Genomic DNA, 20242 nt, shown 5'->3' with positions numbered 1-20242 from the left:
GTGCTCAGCTCCCCTCGACCTGACTCTGGTAGTCGCTCTGCACCGACTTCAGCAGGCCTTCTGGGGTCTGCTGTCCGCCGACCAGCTTCTGCAGCTGCGGGGTCCAGCTCTTGGCGTAGATCGCGCCGGTGGCGTTGGCGATGAAGTCCATCGCGCCGTTGTCCTCACCGATCTTCGCTCCGGCCGCGAGCGTGCTCGCCGTCACCGTGTCCTGGGCGAGGGGCGGCATGTGAGCGTCGGCGGGACCCATGGGGTGCGATCCTCCGACCTCCACGGCGATGTCGCGCGCCTTCTGGTCGCTCGCCACCCAGTTGAGGAAGAACGCGGCACAGTCGGCGTTCTTGGCCTGGGCGCCGATGCCGAAGGTGAGGGGAGCCGACATCGCGGCCAGCTTGCCGCCCTCCTGCGCGGACGGCATCAGGAAGAAGCCCACGTCGCCGGGCATCTGCTTGTCGAGGTTGCCGGACTCCCAGTCGCCGTTGAACATGAACAGGCCGTCACCGCCGATGAAGCGGCTCATCATCGTGGCGTAGTCGACGGCGTTGATGTCCTTCCAGAAGGATCCGGCCTTGATCCAGCGCTCCAGGTGCTGCGCGGCCTGGAGGTTCGTCGGCGTGTCGATCGTGGCGTCCGGCTTCTGGAAGATCCAGTCGTTGATCGGCCCGGCCGTGCCGTAGGCGGCCATCAGACCTTGCAGGGGGAACGCCAGCCCGCCGGTGGCTCCTCCGTTGAACTGGGCGATCGGGGTGACGCCCTCCTTCTTGGCCTTCGAGATCGCGTCGTCGAGCTCCGCCAGGGTGGTCGGTGGGGACGACATCCCGATCTTCTCGGCGAGCTTCTTGTTGTAGAAGACGCCGGTCATGCTGAAGTTGAGGCCCATCGCGTACAGCGACCCCTCGCCTCGGGTCTTGCCCCCGGGGCCGAGGCGCAGCTGCGCGAGCTGGGACTCCGGCCAGGCGTCCCAGCCGAAGACCTTCGCGTAGTCGTCGAGGTTCTTCAGCAGGTTGTTCTTGACGAGCTCGGAGACCTGGGGGAGCCGCATGAGGTCCGGCGGGTCGTCCGCGAGGACACGCGGGGCGTTCTGCGTGATCACCGCGAACTGGTCCTCGCGGATGTTCCACGTGACGTTCTTGTGCTGCGCGGAGAACTCGGTGGTGAGCGCCTTCGGCAGGGGGAAACCGGTCTCGAAGTAGGCGTTGATCGTGATCGGGTCGGTCCCGCAGGTCGGTGCGGCCGACAGCGGCGTGCTGCTTCCTGCGGCCTCCGGCTGCGGCGCGTTGTTGTTGCCCGGTGCGGCGCAACCGGCGGCCAGCGTCCCCCCCAGGACGACCATGAGCACCGCCCGGCGATGAGGGCTGAATCGACGCGGCATATGCGTCTCCTTGGTTGATCGGGAACTCGCCGGCAATCCGCCGGGTGTCCTGGGAACTCATTTGCTAAATCGGATTAGCAATGCGGTAGTCTCACCACACGTATAGCTGGCTGTCAACCCTCACAACGTGGGAGGTCTCTCGGTGAGCCCAAAGCGGGTCACACTGGCCGATGTCGCCAAGATAGCCGCTGTCTCCACCACCACGGCATCGCTCGTCCTGTCCGGCCGAGGCCGTGAGCTGCGCATATCCCAGGACGTCGAGCAACGAGTGCTGAAGGCCGCCGAGGAGTTGCAGTATCGGCCCAACATCGTTTCCGTGGGGCTGCGCACGGGCACGACGCGGACCATCGCCTTCGTGTCCGACACGATCGCCACCTCACGGCTCGCCGGCGACATGATCAAAGGTTCTCTCGAGGCCGCCAGGGAACGCGGCGTGATGCTGTTCATCGGTGAGACCGAGGGAGACCCCGAGCTCGAACGCGCCCTGCTGCAGGCCATGCAGGACCGTCAGGTCGACGGGATCATCCTGGCCTCGATGTTCACCAGGACCATCAAGGTGCCGAAGACGATAACGGCCGCTCCGGCGGTCCTGCTCAACGCGCTTCCCAAGCAGCCCTCTCCGCTTTCCTCGATCATCCCCGACGAGGTCGAGGCCGGTCGTACCGCCGCCCGCCTGCTGCTCAAGGCCGGCCATCGCGACGGCATCCACCTGGTCGGCGCCGGCCCCGGGATGCGCAACGTGCCTGCGGGAAGTGTCGCGGCCGTGGAACGGCTCGCCGGCATTCGCGAGGTGCTGGGCGAGGCGGGCGTCAAGATCGCGAGCGGGCGGGTCTGCCCCGACTGGCAGCCGGAGTACGGCCTCGACGCCACCCGTGCGATCCTGGAGAAGGGGCGCCCGCGCGCGTTGATCTGTTTCAACGACAGGATCGCGCTCGGCGCGTACCAGGCGCTCAGCGACCACGGGCTGAGGATCCCGCAGGACGTCTCGGTGATCTCGTTCGACGACCACCCCCTCGCCTCGTGGATGCGGCCCAAGCTCACCACGGTGGCCCTCCCGCACTACGATCTCGGCCGCAAGGCGGTGGACGTGCTGTTCGCGGAGATCGGCCGTCATCGTGACGGCGGGGCCGGTCGGCAGAGCGAGACGCACCGGGTCCCGATGCCGCTGCGCGACCGCGAGTCCGTCGCGCCACCGGGAGTCTGAACCGCGCGAATCCGTGGGGTCACGTCCTCGGGCGGGCGAGGCGAGGCGGCGTGAGCCGCCGCCGATCAGCGCCGCACCCCGGGTGCGGGCGCACGAACTCTCCCATATCCGGGGGAGGTGCTCACCGGCCAGGCGGTTCTCCCGAGATGCCCGCGAGGCCCGTGACGCGCCGGGATGGCGCGTCACGGGCCCCGGGCGATGGCGAGGGCGCGTGTTGCTAGACGGCGCGGGCGACGGCGATCGTCGAACCGCCGCGCCGGCCGGCCTCGTAGAACATGTAGGCCACGCCGCCGTCGGTGCCGAAGGAGGGGGCGGCGCTACGGCCGTTGTCGGGGGCTCCGGTCAGCGGGCGGTGGAAGACGCCGAGGTGCACCTCGCGGTCGAAGGCGTTGCCCACCTCGGTGAGGAACATGTTTCCGCTGTTGCCGTGGTAGGCGACATAGGTGGTGCCGTTGCGCTTGAGCAGGGACGGCCCGGACAGGTCGCTCTGCCCGTCGGGGCCGGGCGACACCAGCGGGGTCGGGTCGAACCGCCAGTCCATGCCGTTGGACGACCAGCCCCAGAAGATCTTGCGGGAGCCGCCGGTGACGCCCATGAAGACCATGACGTATTTGTTGCCCAGTCCCGGGACCGCGTGCTCGAAGACCCGGGCGTAGGAGGTCTCCGTCGAGCCGGGGATCATCGCGGTGGTCAGCACCGTGCCGTGGTAGGTGAAGCGCACGCCGTCGGTCGACCAGGCCATCCGGGTGGTGTTGTTCTCGCCGTGGAAGTACATGTGGAACCGCCGGTCGGCGGCGTTCCAGATGATGTGCGGCGAGGAGATGTGGCTCACCGAGTAGTGCGGTGACCAGGTCCTGGAGATGATCGGGTTGCTCGGATACTCGGTGAACGGGCCACCGAGCGAGTTGCCGTAGGCGAGGCAGATGCCGCCGGGCGCGTCGTGGGGAGCGTAGTAGAGGTAGTAGCGCCCCAGCGGGCTCGCGATCTTGTCGTACATGCCCCGGATGCAGGGGAAGATCAGCTCGTTGGTCGGGTTGTAGCGCAGGCTCGCCTTGTCGAACGCCGTGCCGATGTAGCGGTAGGTGGGGAATCCGGCGGGTCCCAGCGCCGCGGTCGTGCCGGCCAGCGCGGACGCCTGCACGGACGCCTGCGCGATCGCCGCCGTGGCCGTCCCGGGAAGGGCGAGCCCGAGACCGCCGGCCACGCCGGCACCGACCGCCGCGCGCAGGAGTCCGCGGCGGTCCAGGAGGGGTTCAGACATGGAACGTCCCTTCGCGACAACTTTCACCGTGAGTGATGGTGAGGACTTCTCCCTGATCGCAAAGATTCGGTCAGGCGTGCCCGCTCGTCAAGGTGCTAATACGGATTATCACCGGCGAAATTTCCAGAGCAAGATCCTGGAGCCCGGCTCTTGACAGGATCCGCCGCGGATTGCAGGATGACGTCCCAACTTCGCTAATGCGCATTATCAGCAGATGGGACGCTACGAATCGTGACCGCCCCCGGCCGCCGGCTCACCCAGCAGGACATCGCCCGCATCGCGGGGGTGAGCCAGACGACGGTCTCGCTCGTCCTCAACAACCGGATCGACGCCGAGGTACGCATCGCCCCGGAGACGCGCGAGCGGGTGCTGAGGGTGATCAGGGAGACCGGATACGTCGCGGACCCGGTCGCCCGGCGGCTCGCCGAGCGGCGCAACCGCATCCTGGGCGTCTTCACCTACGAGGCCGTCTTCCCGACCGCGAGCGCGGACTTCTACCACCCCTTCCTGCTCGGCATCGAGGAGTGCGCCGAGGAGATGGGCTGTGACCTGTTGCTGTTCACCAGCGCCAGGGCCGCGGGGGAGCGACGCCGCATCTTCAACGAGGACAGCCGGGTGCGGCTGGCGGACGGCTGCGTGCTCCTCGGGCGGGCCGTCGACCGCGACGACCTGGCCCGGCTGCTGACCGAGGGCATCCCCTTCGTCTCCATCGGCCGCCGCGACGACGCTGGAGCCCCGGTGCCGTACGTGGGCGCCGACTACTCGCCCGCGGTGCGCGCCCTGGTCGACCGGGCGGCCGGGCTCGGCCACCGGCGGCTCGCCTACGTCGGCACCGGGGCCGGTGCCGAGTCGCCGGCCGACCGCATGCGCGGCTTCCGCGAGGCGGTGGCCGCCGTCGGAGCCGAGGGGGTGCACGTGCCGGTCATCGGCAGGACCCCCGAGGAGATGCTGGACGAGCTGTCGGCCGCGGGGGTGACCGCGGTCTTCGCCGAGGAGCCCGCCGACGCCGTGGCGATCATGCACGCGGCGGGTGAGCGGGGTCTTGGGATCCCCGGTGACCTGTCGTTCATCGCACTGGGCGCTCCGACCAGGCCCGTTCGCGTCGACGTCGACCTCACCGGGTTCCGCATCCCCCGGCGGGAGATGGGCCGCAGGGCCGTCGAGCTGCTCGCGCGGCTGCTGGAGCGCGGCGGGGGAACGCCACAGGAACTACTGCCCTGCGAGCTGGTCGAGGGATCCACGCTCGCACCGGTCCGGAGCTGACCGGACGGTGCGGAACGCCACAAGCGCCGAGAAGGCGAAGAACGCCGGGAACGGCGAGAAGGCGGAGAGAACGACGATGATGGGAGAGAGCCCCGACGTGGTTGAGATATCGGCGGACGCGGTGGTCGTCGGCGGAGGACTGGGTGGCGTCGCCGCCGCCCTGGCGCTGCTGCGAGCCGGGCGCACCGTGATCCTGACCGAGGAGTACGACTGGCTCGGCGGGCAGCTGACCAGCCAGGCCGTACCGCCCGACGAGCACTCCTGGGTGGAGCGGTTCGGTGTCACGGCCTCCTACCGGGCGCTGCGCGACGGCATCCGCCGCTACTACCGCGACCACTACCCGCTCACCGCGCGGTCGCGGGCCTGGCGGGAGCTGAACCCGGGCGCCGGGCACGTGAGCCGCCTGTGCCACGAGCCGCGCGTCGCGGTCGCGGTGATCGAGGCCATGCTCGCGCCGTACCGGGGTTCCGGGCGGCTGCGCGTGCTGCAGCCGTACCGGCCGGTCGGCGCCGAGGTCGACGGCGACCGGGTGCGGGCCGTGCGCCTGGAGCACCGCGAAGGGAAAGGCGAGGTCACGGCCGTCGCGCCGTACGTGCTGGACGCCACGGAGACGGGCGAGTTGCTGCCGCTGACCGGCACCGAGTACGTGACGGGGTTCGAGTCGCAGGGCGACACCGGAGAGCCGAGCGCGCCCGCCGAGGCCCAGCCGATGAACATGCAGGCCGTCTCGGTGTGCTTCGCGATCGACCACGTCGACGGAGACCACACCATCGACAAACCCGCCGCCTACGAGTTCTGGAGGAGCTACCAGCCCGACTTCTGGGGCGACCGGCTGCTGTCCTGGCGCTGCCCGCACCCCAGGACCCTGGAGATCGTGGAACGCTCCTTCACCCCCAACCCCGACGACGACCCGCTGCTGGTGGAGGCCGACCAACGCCTCAACCCCGGTGACGCGAACCTGTGGACGTTCCGCAGGATCGCCGCGCGGCGCAACTTCGCCGACGGCGCCTACGACAGCGACATCACCCTGGTCAACTGGCCGATGATCGACTACCTGGAGGGCCCGGTCATCGACGTGCCGGACGCCGCCGCGCACGTGGCCGCCGCTCGCGAGCTGTCGCGCTCGGTGCTGTACTGGATGCAGACCGAGGCGCCCCGCGCCGACGGCGGGACCGGCTTTCCCGGCCTGCGCCTGCGCGGCGACGTCACCGGCGGCGGTGAGGACGGGCTGGCCCAGGCGCCCTACATCCGCGAGTCGCGCCGCGTCCGCGCCCTGTACACCGTGGCCGAACAGGACCTGTCGTTCGCGGTGCGCGGAGACAAGGGCGCGGTGAGCTACGCCGACTCCGTCGGGGTGGGGATGTACCGCATCGACCTGCACCCCTCCACCGGGGGCGACAACTACATCGACGTGGCGAGCTCGCCGTTCGAGATCCCCCTCGGCGCGCTCGTGCCGCAGCGGATGACCAACCTGCTGCCCGCGTCCAAGAACATCGGCACCACCCACATCACCAACGGCGCCTACCGGCTGCACCCGGTGGAGTGGAACGTCGGCGAGGCCGCGGGGGCCCTCGCGGCCTTCTGCCTGGACAACGCCACCACCCCGCACGCCGTACGCGAGGACGAGGGCCTGCTCGCCGACTTCCAGCGGCGGCTCACCCGAGACGGCGTCGAGCTGCGCTGGCCGCAGGTGACCGGCTACTGACCGGACGAGCGGCACCGGCCGGGCGACCGGTCACCCACCACGACCGCCGGGGCATTCCCAGCAAGGAGATCGGACCATGAGAACATTCGCGAAGCCCGCGGCCGTCGCGCTGGCGGCGCTGCTCACCCTGACGGCGTGCGGCGGGGGAGGCGAGGCCGCCCCCGCCGCGCAGGGCCCGCAGCCGCTGCGCATGACGATCTGGACCTCCAACGAGGCCCACCTGAAGCTGTTCGACGAGATCGCCGCCGAGTACAAAAAGACGCGCCCCGACGTCGGGGAGATCAAGTTCGACCCCCTCCCCTTCGAGAACTACACCACGACCCTGACCACCCAGATCGCCGGCGGCAACGCCCCCGACCTGGCCTGGATCCTGGAGAACTCCGCGCCCGACTTCGTCTCCTCCGGCGCGCTGGCGCCGCTCGACGACACGCTGCGCAAGGCCGAGGGCTACGAGTTCGACGACCTCACCCCCTCGGCGGTCAAGCTCTGGCAGGCCGAGGGCAAGCTGTACGCCTACCCGTTCTCCACCTCGCCGTTCGGCGTGTTCGTCAACACCGACCTGCTCAAGAAGGCGGGCCAGAAGCCTCCGGCGGAGATGATCGAGGACGGCACGTGGACCTGGGAGAAGGTCGCCGCCCAGAACGCCGCGGTCGCCGCCGAGACCGGCAAGGCGGGCATGGTCGTCCGCGACTTCGACTACAAGGGCTGGGACAACCTCTCCACGGTGTGGGGCGGCTGGGGCGCCCAGGCCTGGAGCGAGGACGGTAGGAGCTGCGGGTTCGACAGCCCCGAGATGGTCGAGGCGATGACGTTCCTGCACAAGTCGATCTTCACCGACAAGGCCTTCCCCGGCCCCGGCACCACGGCCGACTTCTTCGCGGGCGACGCGGCGATGACCATCACCCAGATCTCCCGCGCCTCGCTCCTGCAGGAGGCGAAGTTCGGCTGGGATCTCGTGCCGCTGCCCGCCGGGCCCAAGGGCGAGTACTCGGTGATCGGACAGGCGGGCCTGGGCGTCTTCAAGCAGTCCGCCAACGCGGAGCTGGCGGCCGACTTCCTCGCCTTCTTCACCAACCCCGGCAACTCGGCCAAGCTCGCCGCCTACTTCCCGCCGCCCCGGGCCTCCCAGCTCACCGCCGACACCCTCGCCAAGAGCAACCCGCTGCTCAAGCCCGGCCAGCTGCAGGAGGTCGTGATCGGCGGCATCGAGAAGGGCGTGGTCAAGCCCAACCACACCGGCCAGGCGGAGCTGTCGCAGACCGTACGGGCCGCGCTCGACCCGCTCTGGCAGCCCGGCGCCGACGTCAAGGCCGTGCTGGGCGGCGTGTGCGCCAAGATCCAGCCGATGCTGGGCGCGTGACGTGGCCGCGTCACACCCCCGATCCGCGGTGACCGGCCGGGCCGACGCCCGGCCGGTCACCGGCGACCGGGCCGCCCGCCGGACGGCGGAGGGCGCGGAGGACACGGAGGCCGAGGGCCTGACTCGCGGTCCCCGGCGGACCCGCCGGGCTCACCGGGTTTCCGGCGGCGGTGGAGGAGGCGGGGTGTTCTGGACCATGCGCCGCCGCGACAACCTGGTCGGATACCTGCTCATCACCCCGCAGCTCCTCGGCAGCCTGCTGTTCGTGCTCCTGCCGCTCGGGCTCGTCCTGTGGTACAGCCTGCACGAGTGGAACGTGCTCGCCGGGACCTTCGAGTTCGTCGGCGGGGAGAACTACGACAGGCTGCTCGCCGACGCCAACCTCCGCGAGGTCCTCGCGGGGACCGCGCTGTTCTCCGTCGGGCTGGTCGTGCTCAACCTCGGCCTCGCCCTCGTCCTCGCGATCCTGCTCAACCAGCGGCTGCGCGGGACCACCTTCTTCCGCACGCTGTTCTTCTCGCCCGTGGTGGTCTCGCTCGTCGCCTGGACGATCGTGTGGCGCTTCCTCCTGCAGGACGACGGCGGACTCAACGGCCTGCTCGCCGTCGCCGGGGCCGACGGCCCCAACTGGCTGCGCGGCGAGGGCACCGCGATGCTCTCGGTGATCGTCGTGCAGGTCCTCAAGAACGTCGGCCTCAACATGGTGCTGTTCCTCGCCGCCCTCCAGGGCGTGCCGTCCCAGCTGTACGAGGCCGCCGAACTCGACGGCGCCGGGGCGTGGACCCGCTTCCTGCGGATCACCGTCCCCCTGATCAGCCCGACCATCCTGCTCACCTCGATCATCACCGTGGTGGGGTCGCTGCAGGTGTTCGCGCAGATCGCGGTGCTCACCCAGGGCGGCCCGGGAATGTCGACAACGGTCCTCGTCTACTACCTGTACCAGCAGGCGTTCCAGTTCCATCACTTCGGATACGGCGCGACGCTGTCGGTCCTGCTGTTCGTGATCGTGGCGCTGCTCACCGTCGTGCAGTGGCGGATGCGCAGGAGGTGGGTCTTCAATGAGACGTGAGATACCGGTACGGATGAAGACGCTCCTGTACGGCGTGCTGTGTGTGTTGTGCGTGCCGTTCGTCTTCCCGACCTGGTGGATGGTGACCTCGTCCCTCAAGCCGGTCGGCGAGATCTTCGCCTTCCCGCCGCGGCCGCTGCCCGCCGACTGGGACTTCTCGGCCTACGGGCAGGTCTTCCGGCTCCAGCCCTTCGCGGGCCAGTATTTCAACAGCCTCTACATCGCCCTGGTCGTCACGGCGGGGACGATGGCGGTGGCCGCGATGGCCGGGTACGCCTTCGCGCGCATCCGCTTCCCCGGCCAGAACGTCCTCTTCGTCGTCGTACTGCTCGGGCTGCTCATCCCGAGCGAGGTCACGATCGTCCCGCTGTTCCAGATGTTCCACGGGCTCGGGCTGACCGACACCCACTGGCCGCTCATCCTGGTGCCGATCCTCGGCGCGCCCGGCGTGCTGGCCACCTTCATCATGCGGCAGTTCTTCATCAGCCTGCCCGGTGAGCTGGAGGAGGCGGCCCGGGTGGACGGGCTCGGCCGGTTCGGCACCTTCTACCGGGTCGCGCTGCCGCTGGCCCGCCCCGCGCTCGGCGCCGTCGCGATCTTCACGTTCCTGCACAGCTGGAACCTCTACCTGGAACCCATCGTGTACCTCTCCTCGCCGGAGAAGTTCACCCTCCCGCAGGCGCTGACCCAGTTCGTCGACGCCTACGGCGGGCCGATGTGGAACGTCCAGCTCGCCGCCGCCTCGATGACCGCCCTGCCGGTGCTCGTGGTGTTCGTGCTCGCGCAACGGCAGTTCATCGAGGGCCTGGCCCACACCGGCCTGAAGGGCTGAGAAGGGTCAGACCCGGGGGTCGACGTGGATCTTGGGGCCGGGCCCGGAGCCCGCGGGGCGGGAGCCGGAGAGGATCTCGCCCACCTCTTCGAGCCCGACGACGGCCGCCACGAGCGGCCGGGGGTCCACCGAGCCGGACGCGTAGTGCTCGATCGCCCCGGCCAGGCCGGGCGAGGCGCTCAGGATGCCGACGGCCGTCACGTCCTTGAGCACCAGCAGGCGGGTGTCGACGGCGCTGGGGGTCGACGCCAGGCCGATGTAGACCACCCGCTTGCCGGGCTCCACCAGATCGACGGCGAGGGAGGGCAGGCCGGGGGCGTTGGAGGCGTCGACGACGGCGTCGAACGGGAGGCCGGGAAGCCGGTCGGCGGTCCACGCCCCGTGCACCCCGAGGGTGCGGGCGAACTCCAGCGACGGCTCCGACAGGCCCATGATGTGCACCTCCGCCCCGTGCGCGAGGGCGAAGGCGGCGGCGAGCAGGCCGATCGTCCCCGGCCCCAGCACCAGCAGCCGGTCGCCGGGGGCGAGGGCCGCGGCCTCGACGGCCCGCAACGCGTTGCCGCCCGGCTCGACCATCGCCCCGGCCACCGCGTCGACCGCGTCCGGCAGGGCGTGCAGCGCCGTGACCGGCACGGGCAGGCGCTCGGCGAGGGCGCCGGGCCAGCCGCCCCGGATGCCGATCTCGAAGCGGTCCTCGCACACGTGCTGCAGCCCGCCCAGGCAGCGGCGGCACCTGCCGCAGCCGAGCATGGTGTCGCCCGTGACGCGGGTGCCGATCCAGCCGCCGTCGACGCCCTCGCCGACCGAGGAGACCGTCCCGCACCACTCGTGGCCGAGCCGCATGGGATAGCGGGCGTGGTCCTCCTCGAGATAGGCCATGTCGCCGCTGAAGAACTCCATGTCGGTGCCGCACACCCCGGCCCGCTCCACGTCGACCACGACCTGCCCGGGGCCGGGAACCGGCGGATCGACGTCCAGTACGGCGAAGCGGCGGGGCCCGGTCACGACGAACGCTCTCACGGTTGGAACCTTCCAGACGGCACCGCCGGGCGGGGACGGAGGTAACAGAGGTACAAGAATCGGGCTCCGTAGACTACCGTTCGGCAAATGGGGCTGAAAACGTGACGGCGGAACGACGTAGCTCGCAGTGGTACGCGGGAAACGATCGCAACGCCTACATCCATCGGGCCTGGATGCGGCGGGGGTTGCCCTCGCACGCCTTCGACGGCCGTCCGCACATCGCCATCGCCAACACCGCCTCCGATCTCACACCGTGCAACTCCCATTTCGACGAGGTGGCCGAGGGCGTCAAACGGGGCGTCTGGGAGGCCGGCGGCGTCCCGATGAACCTGCCGGTCGTCTCGCTGGGTGAGACGCTGGTGAGGCCCACCGCGATGCTGTGGCGCAACATGGCCGCGATGGCGATCGAGGAGATGCTGCGGGCCAACCCGATCGACGGTGTGGTGCTGCTGGGCGGCTGCGACAAGAGCATCCCGTCCCTGCTGATGGCCGCGGCCTCGGTCGACCTGCCCGCGGTGGTGCTCCCCGGCGGGCCCATGCTCACCGGCACCTTCCGCGGCGCGCCACTGGGCTGTGGCACGGACGTGTGGAAGCTCAGCGAGGAGGTCCGCGCGGGCACCCTGAGCGAGCAGGCGTTCCTGCGCTCGGAGTCGTCGATGATCCGCAGCAGGGGCCACTGCAACACCATGGGAACCGCCTCCACGATGGCCTGCGTCGCCGAGGCGCTCGGCACCACCATCCCCGGCATCGCGGGCACGCCCGCCCCCGACAGCCGTCTGCTGGAGGGCGCTCATGAGACCGGGCGGCTCGCCGTCGAGCTCGTCGAGCGGGACCTGCGTCCCAGCGCCCTGCTCACCAGGGGATCGTTCCTCAACGCGATCGTGGCGCTGGCCGCCGTCGGCGGATCCACCAACGCGGTGGTGCACCTGCTGGCCATCGCGGGCCGGCTCGGCGTCGAGCTCTCCCTCGACGACTTCGACCGCGTCGGCGCCGGGGTGCCGCTCCTGGCCGACCTGCAGCCGGCGGGCCGGCACCTGATGGAGGACCTCCACCGCGCGGGCGGGCTGCTGGCCGTGCTGCGCGAGGTGCGCGACCTGCTGGACCCCGAGGCGCTGACGGTGACGGGCAGGTCGCTCGCCGATCACCTGGACGAGGCGCGGATCTGGGACGAGACCGTCATCCGCCCGCGTGACCGGCCGCTGCAGGAGGCCGCGGGCATCGCCGTCCTGTACGGCGACCTGGCGCCGTCCGGCGCCGTCATCAAGCCCGCGGCGGCCTCGCCCGAGCTGATGCGCCACCGGGGCCGTGCCCTGGTCTTCGACAGCGTCGAGGACATGCACGCGCGGATCGACGATCCCGATCTCGACGTGGACCCCTCCACGGTGCTCGTGCTGCGCGGGTGCGGACCCAAGGGCTACCCGGGGATGCCCGAGGTGGCGAACCTGCCCCTGCCGGCCAAGCTCCTGGAGAGCGGGGTGCGTGACATGGTGCGGATCTGCGACGGCAGGATGAGCGGCACGGCGTACGGGACGGTGGTCCTGCACGTGGCGCCCGAGGCCGCGGCGGGCGGCCCGCTCGGCCTGGTGCGGACCGGTGACCCGATCGTCCTGGACGTCGAGGCCAGGCGCCTGGACATCGACATCCCGCCGGAGGAACTGGCCAGACGTCTGCCCTCGGAGACCATGCGGGAGGCGTTCGCCGCGCCCTCACGGGGCTGGGAACGCCTCTACGTCGACCACGTGATGCAGGCCAACCGGGGAGCCGATCTCGACTTCCTCATCGGCTCCAGCGGTCACGCGGTCGCCCGCGAGTCCCATTGACGCCGGTGCCGTCGGTGCCGTCACCGGCGGCACCGACGCCGCGTGACGGGCCGGGCGCATCCGGTACCCGGCGGCCGGCCCGTGCTCCGTGCCGTTCCAGCCTCCCTCGGTCCCCGTCAGCCGCCGGTAGCGGGAGTAGGCGATCTCGTACGCCTCCCGCTGCCCTGAGGGAGAGAACGGCCGGGGCCTGAACGAGCGGCGGACCACCTCGCGCAACTCGGTGAGGGAGCCGATGCGGCCCTCGGCCATCGCCTGGACCAGCAGGTTGCCCACGGCGGTCGCCTCCACGGGGCCCGCGAGCACCGGTCGTCCGGCGAAGTCGGCGACGAGCCGGCACAGAGTGTCGCTGGAGGCCGCGCTCCCCACCAGGTGCACGGCCTCCACCCGCCGGTCGCTGAGGAACTCGGCCTGCTCCAACGCCCACCGGTAGGAGCAGGCGAGGCTCTCCAGGACGCAGCGCACCGTCTGTGCGCGGCCGGCGGGCGGCGCCTGGCCGGTCGAACGGCAGTAGGCCCCGATCCTGGCCGGCATGTCACCGGGTTCGAGGAACCACGGATGGCCGGGGTCGATCAGGGGGCCGAAGGCGGGGGCCGCCGTGGCCTCGGCGACCAGATCCGCGTACGAGGTGCGCGCCCCCCAGGCCCTGCGGCACTCCTGGAGCAGCAGCAGGCCGTTGAGGGTACGGGTGAAGCGCACGGTCCCCATGACGCCGCCCTCGTTGGTGAAGCCCGCCAGCCTCGCCTCCCGGCTCGTGACCGGCGCGTCGAGCTCCAGCCCCGCCAGCGAGCGAGGGCCGAAAGAGACATAGCCCACCGATCCGGATGAGACGGGAAGCGCCGCCGCCACGGAGGCGGCGTCGTGGCCCGCAACAGCGACGACCATGGGCGTGGCGCGGCCTCTCCCGTTCCGGTCGCCGCCCCTCCTGCCGCTCCCACCGTTTCCCCCGCTATCGCCGCTCTCGCCGCGCAGCGGGCCGACGACCGTACCGGGCTCGGTGAGCCGGTCGGCGAGCAGGTGACGGGGCAGGCCCAGGCGGGTGACGATGCTGTTCGCCCAGCGGCCGGTCCTGACGTCCAGCAGCTGGCTGGTGCTCGCGATCGTCCGTTCGCTGAGCATCTCGCCGCTCAGCCAGAGCGTGAACAGGTCCGGCATCATCGCCAGGTGGTCGGCCGCGTCCAGGAGCGGGGAACCGGCATGCGCCAGCAGCTGGCAGGCCGTGGTGCCGGGGCCCGGATGGACACCGGTCAGCTCGTAGTGGTCCTGCCAGGAGACGAGTCCCGCCAGCCCGGAGGTGTAGGGGTCGCGGTGGTGACGGGGGTTGGCCAGCAGTCGCCCGTCGCGGTCGAGGAGCGCGAAGTCGCCGCCCCAGGCGGTCACGCCCACGCTGGTGAGGCGGTCGCGGGCGGCGGCCAGCGCGATGCCCCCGCGAGCCTGGGTGAGAAGCCCGAGCACGTCCCAGTACAGGCCGTCGAGAACGCGGACGGGCCGGTTGGCGAAACGGTGCACTTCACGCACCGAGAGCCGTTCACCATCGAATTCGCCGGTCAATACCCGGCCGTTCTCAGGTCCGAGATCCACGGCCACGTAGACGGGCACGGGTGCAAGGATAACCGGAGAGACTTTACTGATACGGGGGATATATCAGAAACGGTAGGTGAGGCAGCTCACAGGGTCGTCTTTCTCCCCGGGTTCGGCCGCGTGGGCCTTTCCTGGAACCCTTCCTCGACGGTTTCACCCGGTGTGGTCAAGCGGTCCCCGCCGCTCGGGCGCGTACCGGCACCATTCCCGCCTGGTCCGATCTCGACCGATTTGGGTGAAGGCGGCGGTGGCGGCGGGTTCGGCCACGGTGAGGGCCCAGTGAGAGCCACAGTGACGATGTCGCGACGTTTACGCGACATGACGGTGATCTCCATCTGATCCTCGTCCGGCCCCTGTCCGATCCGTGAACCACGGACCTCCCCCCTTATATGGGCGGCCATTCGGCATACCGTCCGAGGCATTGTCCTTACCCCCTTTCCCGCACGGAGTCGTGGCGCCCATATGGGCCTCCGAGACGGCGGCAAAGGCACATGATTCCTGCGATTTACCAGCATCGGTAAAGACATCCTGGATTTCCGGACCGAGGCGACCAGGCACGATTGACAGCCGACGGAGGACGGCCGTCCGCCGCACCGTTTATCTCGGCCGCGAGGGGTAGTCGGGGGGCCACACACATCGTGACAAGGAGAGAGCCCGCACATGACGAGCGAAGGTCTGTGGAGCTATCGCGAGGGCGTCTACGGTCCGGACGAGACGATGGACGAGACGATGAGCGTCATCGGCTTCGACGTGGAGGCCGTCGACGGCAAGGTCGGCCGAGTGGAGGAGGAGAGCAACATGACCGATGACAGCTACATCGTGGCCGACGTCGGCTCCTGGCTCTCGGGCAGGAAGGTCGTGCTCCCGGCCAGCACGGTGACCAGGATCGACAAGGACGAGCGCAAGGTGCACGTCTCGCAGACCAAGCAGGAGATCCAGGACGCGCCGGAGTACGACCCGGCGACCTACCGGCAGAGCGTCCACTGCCAGGAGTCGGGCGGGCACTACGCGTCCGCCCCGCCGCGCGACCGGCTCACCGCCGATCTCGGCTGAAGCGGCCGGCCGTCCAGCCGGATGATGCCGCGGGAGGCGGCGACCGTCACCGCGGCGGTGCGGTCGTCCACGCCGAGCTTGGCGAAGATGTGCAGCAGGTGGGTCTTGACCGTGGCCTCGCTGATGCACAGGTGGGCGGCGATGGCCTTGTTGCTCATCCCCTGGGCGACCGCACCGAGGACCTCGGCCTCCCGGCCACTGAGAGCATCGGGGGCGTCGGCCCGCGCCCACGACAGCACCCGGCTCGCGATCGTCGGCGACAGGGCGCTCTCCCCCCGCGCCGCCACCCGGATCGCGTCGAACAGCTGCTCGCGGCCGACGTCCTTGAGGAGATAGCCGATGGCTCCCGCGTCGATGGCGCGTGAGATGTCGCCGTCGGTGTCGTAGGCGGTCAGGACGATCACCTTGGCTCCCGGGTCGTCCTCGCGGATCCTGCCGATCGCGGTCGCGCCGTCGATCCCGGGCAGCTGCAGGTCCATCAGGGTGACGTCGGGCCTCAGGTCGCGCGCCAGCCGCACCGCGTCCGTGCCGGAGACCGCCTCACCGACCACCTCCAGATCGTCCTGGGTGCCCAGGACGGCCCGGATGCCGTCGCGGACCAACGGGTGGTCGTCGGCGATCAGGACCCGGACGGTCATCGCGACCCGCTCAGCGCCACCGGGGAAAGGCTGGCCACCACCGTGGCGCCCGCCCCCGGGGAACTTTCCACGAGCAGCGTGCCGCCGAGTTGCTCCATCCTCTCCCGCATGATCGAAAGGCCGTGTCCCGAGGCGGCCCTGCCGGGATCGAAACCGTCGCCGTCGTCGTGGACGTCAAGCACCACCAGGTCCTCCATGTACGACAGGGTCAGCGTGACCTGCTCGGCGCGGGCATGGCGGCGAACGTTGGCGACCGCCTCCTGCGCCACGCGCAGCAGCTCCGCCTGGACCCGTGCCTCGAGCGGCCGGAGCCTGCCGGTGATCACGGTGTGCGCGTGGACGCCGGTCTCGTCCGACAGCCTGCCCGACAGCCGCCGCAGGGCCTCCGGCAGGCCGCACCCGTCGAGCTGGCCGGGGCGCAGTGCTCTCACCACCCTGCGGCTTTCCGCCAGATTCTCCCGCGCCACCCGCAGCGCCTGGGTCAGGTGCCTGTTGTCCGGCAGGGTCTCCTGGGCCGCCTCGAGCAACATCGTCACGCTGGCGAACCCCTGGGTCAGGCTGTCGTGGATGTCACGGGCGAGCCGTTGCCGTTCGGCCGCCACGCCCGCCTGCCGTTCGGCCGCCGCCCGCGCCTCCTGCGCGACCTGCAGCCGGTCGAGGAGTCGCTTGCGCTCGGCGCTCTGCCGGGACACCGAGCCGAAGTACCCGACCGCGGCGGCCGCGCTGGTCGCGATCAGCGCGGCGATGACGATCTCGGCCCAGGTGATCGACCCGGTCGCGTGGAAACGATGCCACAGCCAGCCCCCGGCGCAGGACACCACCGCGACCAGCCCGACCCGCACGGCGTCCATGCAGTACGGCACGAGGACGCTCAACGCGATTACCAGGAAGGAGGAGTCGATCGCGAACAGCCCCAGCCAGAGCAGTCCACCACCGAGCACGTACGGCGTGGGCACGTCGTCCGGGGGCGGCGTGCGCAGCACGAACCACACCGCGTACCAGGCGGCCAGCCCGGCCACCAGCACTACCGGGAGCACCCGGCCCACCTCCGTCAGCGGGCCGGCCGAGGTGAGCACCAGCCATGAGGCGAAGAAGGCGTGCTGCCACCGGCGCCGCGACCGCTCCCAGGACTCCACACCGCCGACGATAATCAACCTCCCGTCCGTTCGGCATCAACCGGTCGACTGATCGCATGATCGGCGTTGCGATCGATGCGGGCGCCGCCCCGGCTGAACCAGACTCGACGCCGTGACCGCCATCCCCAGCCCGACCCAAGCCGTCTGGCACCTCGGCCCGTTCCCGATCCGCGCCTACGCCCTGCTGATGCTGCTCGCCGTCCTCGTCGGCATCTGGGTGACCCGGCGCCGCTGGGTCGCTCGCGGCGGCGATCCCGGCGCGGTCGAGGACATCGCGATCTGGGCCGTGCCGCTCGGCCTGGTCGGCGCCCGGATCTACCACGTGGCCACCGACTGGCAGCAGTACTTCGGCCCGGGCGACGACCCGCTGCGCGCGTTCGCGATCTGGGAGGGCGGGATCAGCATCTGGGGCGCCGTCGCGGGCGGCGCGGTGGGCGCGTGGCTCGCCTGCCGCCGGCGCGGCATCGCGCTGCGCGACTTCGCCGACGCCGTCGCGCCCGGGATCGCGCTCGGGCAGGCGATCGCCCGATGGGGCAACTGGTTCAACCAGGAGCTGTACGGCGGCCCGACGACCCTGCCCTGGGCGCTGGAGATCGACCCCGCCCATCGGCCACCCGGTATGGAGTCCACAGCCACCTACCACCCGACCTTCCTTTACGAGTCGCTGTGGAACCTGGGCGTGGCCGGGTTCGTCATCTGGGCCGAACGACGGTTCCGGCTCGACCGCGGCCGGACGTTCGCGCTCTACGCCGCCGCCTACAGCGCGGGTCGCGCCTGGATCGAGTGGCTCCGCATCGATCCCGCTCCCCACGTCCTCGGTCTGCGCCTCAACAACTGGACCGCCCTGCTCGTCTGCACGGCCGCGGTCGCGTACCTCGTCGCCGCCGGAAAAACCGCTCCGGCGGATCGGTAGGAGGTGGCCGATGCGTCGGCGGCCGCTCCCACGACCGGGCCGGCTCCAGGAAGCCCCAGAATGTGATCTGGCGTCCGCGGAACCGAACTCCCGGAAAGGGAAAGCTGATGAAGATTGTCCTCGACGACCTCTCCGGTCCGGAGATCGCCGGTTTTCTCGACGAGCACGTCCAGGAGATGCGAGCCGTCACCCCCCTGAAGAGCAAGCACGCCCTCGATCTGGACGGGCTTCGCCGGCCCGAGGTCACCTTCTGGTCGGTGATGGACGGTGACAGCCTGGTGGGCTGCGGCGCGATCAAGAGACTGGACGCGGGACACGCCGAGGTGAAGTCGATGCGCACCGCGCCGGCGCGCAAGCGCAGCGGGACGGCGTCCCTGCTGTTGGAGCACATCATCGCCGAGGCCGGGCGCATGGGATTCACCCGGCTGAGCCTTGAGACCGGGGCGAGCGAGTTCTTCCTGCCCGCCCGGAGGCTGTACGAGAAGTTCGGCTTCGAGTACTGCGAGCCGTTCGCGGACTACGAGTACGACCCGTACAGCGTGTTCATGACGAAGAGGCTGTAAAAATCAGGGGTCACGGGTCGCGGTGATCGATCGTTCCCGCCGGTGAACCCCGGATCCCCGGGAGTCGCCCGAGCCCGGGGGCGCCCTGCTGAACCAGCCGGTATCCAGGTGCGTAGCTGGGGGTGTCAGAGGCGTGAACATCCGTCAGCAGGAGGCCCCAGTTGGCCGGTTCCACCCACCGCCGAGCGCACGGTGCAGCGCACAGCCCGTCGTACTTCTCGCTCATCCGGGCCGCGCCGGAGCGGGGGGAGGAACCGGTCGACTTCTGTATCCCCTGCAATCCGTACTTCCCGACCCCGGAGGCCTTCGGCGTCCTGGAGCACAACCTCGCCACGATCCTGAAGTTCTATCCCAGCGACGCCGACACGATCACCGCCGAGCTCTGCGGGGTGCTGGGCCTGAACCCGCAGACCGTCGTGATGGGCAACGGGTCGACGGAACTCATCACCTGGATCGACCACCTGCTGGTCAGGGAGAGCCTCGCGGTGCCGATCCCCACCTTCGGCCGCTGGACCGACCAGCCGATGGAGACCGGCAAGCGCGTGGACATGTATCCGCTGCCGGAGAACCAGGGATTCGCGCTGGACGTGGACGCCTTCGTCAACTTCGTCAGGCATCGCGGCTCCCGGGTGGCGGTCATCTGCAACCCGAACAACCCCGACGGGGGCTACCTGCGCCGCCACGAGGTGATCGCCCTGCTCGACAGGCTCGTCGACCTGGACCTGGTCGTGGTGGACGAGTCGTTCATCGACTTCGTCGACGCCGAGCCGTATCCGAGCGTCGCGAACGAGGCCGCGATCCGGCCGAACGTGGTCGTGCTGAAGAGCCTCGGTAAGAACTTCGGGCTGCACGGCATCCGCTTCGGCTACATGGTGGCGAACCCCGCCCTGGCGGACAGGGTGCGGCGCGCCCTGCCCCGGTGGAACCTGAACTCCTTCGCCGAGACCGTGGTCTTCATGATCCGCCGGTACATGTCCGAGTATCTGGACAGCCTGCGGCTGGTCGCCCTGGACCGCGAGTCGATGCGCCACCAGCTGACCCGGGTCCCCGGCCTCACCGTCTTCCCCTCCCAGGGCAACTTCCTGCTGGTACGGCTCCCCGGTGGCAGGGACGGCGCCGCCCTGCGCGACCAGCTGCTCGACGAGCACAACCTGTTCGTCCGCGAGTGCGGAAACAAGCTCGGTATGACCAGCCAGTTCATCCGCCTGGTGGTCCGCCCCGAGCAGGACGTGCGGCGCCTGATCAGCGGGTTGTACGCGGTCCTGTACGAGAGCGGGAACAGGTCGCTGAGCCCCGTACCCCCACCCCTTCCCGCACCGACCCCGATCCCGACGCCCACGCCCCTGTACGACCCGCTGCCCGCGTCCCCTTCGACGCAGACGCCCCTGTACGAGGGGGACCGCCGCTTCGACATGCTGTCGTCGGCCCTGCCTCCCTCCATCTGAGACGCCCGCG

The 20242-nt window shown here is 70.4% G+C and carries 17 protein-coding genes; 11 read left to right on the top strand and 6 right to left on the bottom strand.

All coding sequences use genetic code 11. The features are described from left to right. Nucleotides 1-4 precede the first annotated feature (4 nt). Nucleotides 5-1372 (bottom strand): hypothetical protein, encoded by a 1368-nt coding sequence (locus AB0B96_RS21745; protein WP_362901177.1) that lies wholly within the window; start codon nt 1370-1372, stop codon nt 5-7. 142 nt (nt 1373-1514) lie between these two features. On the opposite strand from AB0B96_RS21745, the gene AB0B96_RS21740 reads away from it, so the two are divergent. Further along, nucleotides 1515-2576, top strand: coding sequence for a LacI family DNA-binding transcriptional regulator (locus AB0B96_RS21740; protein ID WP_362901175.1), 1062 nt, complete (start codon nt 1515-1517; stop codon nt 2574-2576). Nucleotides 2577-2793: 217 nt separating this feature from the next. Here AB0B96_RS21740 and AB0B96_RS21735 read toward each other — a convergent pair whose 3' ends face one another. Continuing rightward, on the bottom strand, nt 2794-3837 hold the full coding sequence (locus AB0B96_RS21735) for a hypothetical protein (RefSeq protein WP_362901173.1): 1044 nt from the start codon (nt 3835-3837) through the stop codon (nt 2794-2796). A gap of 231 nt (nt 3838-4068) precedes the next feature. Between AB0B96_RS21735 and AB0B96_RS21730 the strand changes: the two genes are divergently transcribed. From AB0B96_RS21730 to AB0B96_RS21710, 5 genes are all read left to right on the top strand, one after another. Next, nucleotides 4069-5100, top strand: coding sequence for a LacI family DNA-binding transcriptional regulator (locus tag AB0B96_RS21730; protein ID WP_362901171.1), 1032 nt, complete (start codon nt 4069-4071; stop codon nt 5098-5100). 7 nt (nt 5101-5107) lie between these two features. Beyond that, entirely contained in the window at nt 5108-6805 is a 1698-nt protein-coding gene (locus AB0B96_RS21725) for an FAD-dependent oxidoreductase (RefSeq protein WP_362901169.1), read from the top strand. Between the two features lie 76 nt (nt 6806-6881). Next, a complete protein-coding gene (locus tag AB0B96_RS21720; protein WP_362901167.1) occupies nt 6882-8165 on the top strand; it encodes a sugar ABC transporter substrate-binding protein in 1284 nt (427 codons plus the stop codon). Nucleotide 8166: 1 nt separating this feature from the next. Continuing rightward, the gene (locus AB0B96_RS21715; RefSeq protein WP_362901165.1) at nt 8167-9234 is read left to right on the top strand and encodes a sugar ABC transporter permease; all 1068 of its coding nucleotides are present in this window, start codon (nt 8167-8169) and stop codon (nt 9232-9234) included. Further along, nucleotides 9224-10066, top strand: a complete 843-nt coding sequence (locus tag AB0B96_RS21710) for a carbohydrate ABC transporter permease (RefSeq protein WP_362901163.1) — start codon at nt 9224-9226, stop codon at nt 10064-10066. The genes AB0B96_RS21715 and AB0B96_RS21710 overlap by 11 nt, the downstream gene beginning before the upstream one ends. A gap of 6 nt (nt 10067-10072) precedes the next feature. On the opposite strand, the gene AB0B96_RS21705 is transcribed toward AB0B96_RS21710, so the two are convergent. After that, entirely contained in the window at nt 10073-11086 is a 1014-nt protein-coding gene (locus AB0B96_RS21705) for an alcohol dehydrogenase catalytic domain-containing protein (RefSeq protein WP_362901161.1), read from the bottom strand. A 101-nt stretch (nt 11087-11187) separates the two neighbouring features. On the opposite strand from AB0B96_RS21705, the gene AB0B96_RS21700 reads away from it, so the two are divergent. Then, complete coding sequence (locus tag AB0B96_RS21700) at nt 11188-12906, top strand: IlvD/Edd family dehydratase (protein WP_362901159.1); 1719 nt, start codon at nt 11188-11190, stop codon at nt 12904-12906. Here the strand turns inward: AB0B96_RS21700 and AB0B96_RS21695 are convergent. Beyond that, nucleotides 12793-14502 (bottom strand): rhamnulokinase family protein, encoded by a 1710-nt coding sequence (locus tag AB0B96_RS21695; protein WP_362901157.1) that lies wholly within the window; start codon nt 14500-14502, stop codon nt 12793-12795. The genes AB0B96_RS21700 and AB0B96_RS21695 overlap by 114 nt on opposite strands. 642 nt (nt 14503-15144) lie before the next feature. Here AB0B96_RS21695 and AB0B96_RS21690 point away from each other — a divergent pair. After that, nucleotides 15145-15537: a PRC-barrel domain containing protein gene (locus tag AB0B96_RS21690; RefSeq protein ID WP_362901155.1), complete on the top strand. Its 393-nt coding sequence runs from the start codon at nt 15145-15147 to the stop codon at nt 15535-15537. Here AB0B96_RS21690 and AB0B96_RS21685 read toward each other — a convergent pair. Together AB0B96_RS21685 and AB0B96_RS21680 are read right to left on the bottom strand one after the other, a co-directional pair. Further along, nucleotides 15489-16175 carry a response regulator transcription factor gene (locus AB0B96_RS21685; protein ID WP_362901153.1) on the bottom strand — a complete coding sequence of 229 codons (687 nt, stop codon included), beginning with the start codon at nt 16173-16175 and terminating at the stop codon, nt 15489-15491. The two genes, AB0B96_RS21690 and AB0B96_RS21685, sit on opposite strands and share 49 nt — an antisense overlap. Continuing rightward, nucleotides 16172-17311 (bottom strand): sensor histidine kinase, encoded by a 1140-nt coding sequence (locus AB0B96_RS21680; protein ID WP_362901151.1) that lies wholly within the window; start codon nt 17309-17311, stop codon nt 16172-16174. Before AB0B96_RS21680 ends, AB0B96_RS21685 begins: the two co-directional genes overlap by 4 nt. Nucleotides 17312-17423: 112 nt before the next feature. Here AB0B96_RS21680 and lgt point away from each other — a divergent pair, with 112 nt between their 5' ends. The 3 genes from lgt to AB0B96_RS21665 all read left to right on the top strand — a co-directional run bounded on the left by lgt (nt 17424) and on the right by AB0B96_RS21665 (nt 20232). Further along, entirely contained in the window at nt 17424-18224 is an 801-nt protein-coding gene (gene lgt / locus AB0B96_RS21675) for a prolipoprotein diacylglyceryl transferase (protein ID WP_362901149.1), read from the top strand. Between the two features lie 107 nt (nt 18225-18331). Then, nucleotides 18332-18787 (top strand): GNAT family N-acetyltransferase, encoded by a 456-nt coding sequence (locus AB0B96_RS21670; RefSeq protein ID WP_362901147.1) that lies wholly within the window; start codon nt 18332-18334, stop codon nt 18785-18787. A 161-nt stretch (nt 18788-18948) separates the two neighbouring features. Further along, nucleotides 18949-20232, top strand: a complete 1284-nt coding sequence (locus AB0B96_RS21665) for a histidinol-phosphate transaminase (RefSeq protein ID WP_362901145.1) — start codon at nt 18949-18951, stop codon at nt 20230-20232. The last annotated feature ends 10 nt before the right edge of the window (nt 20233-20242 follow it).

It is taken from the genome of Streptosporangium sp. NPDC049046, assembly GCF_040649155.1.
In the GTDB taxonomy this organism is placed as follows: Bacteria; Actinomycetota; Actinomycetes; order Streptosporangiales; family Streptosporangiaceae; genus Streptosporangium.
Note: the sequence above shows the minus strand (reverse complement) of the source record. Positions and strands in the feature narration are given on the sequence as shown.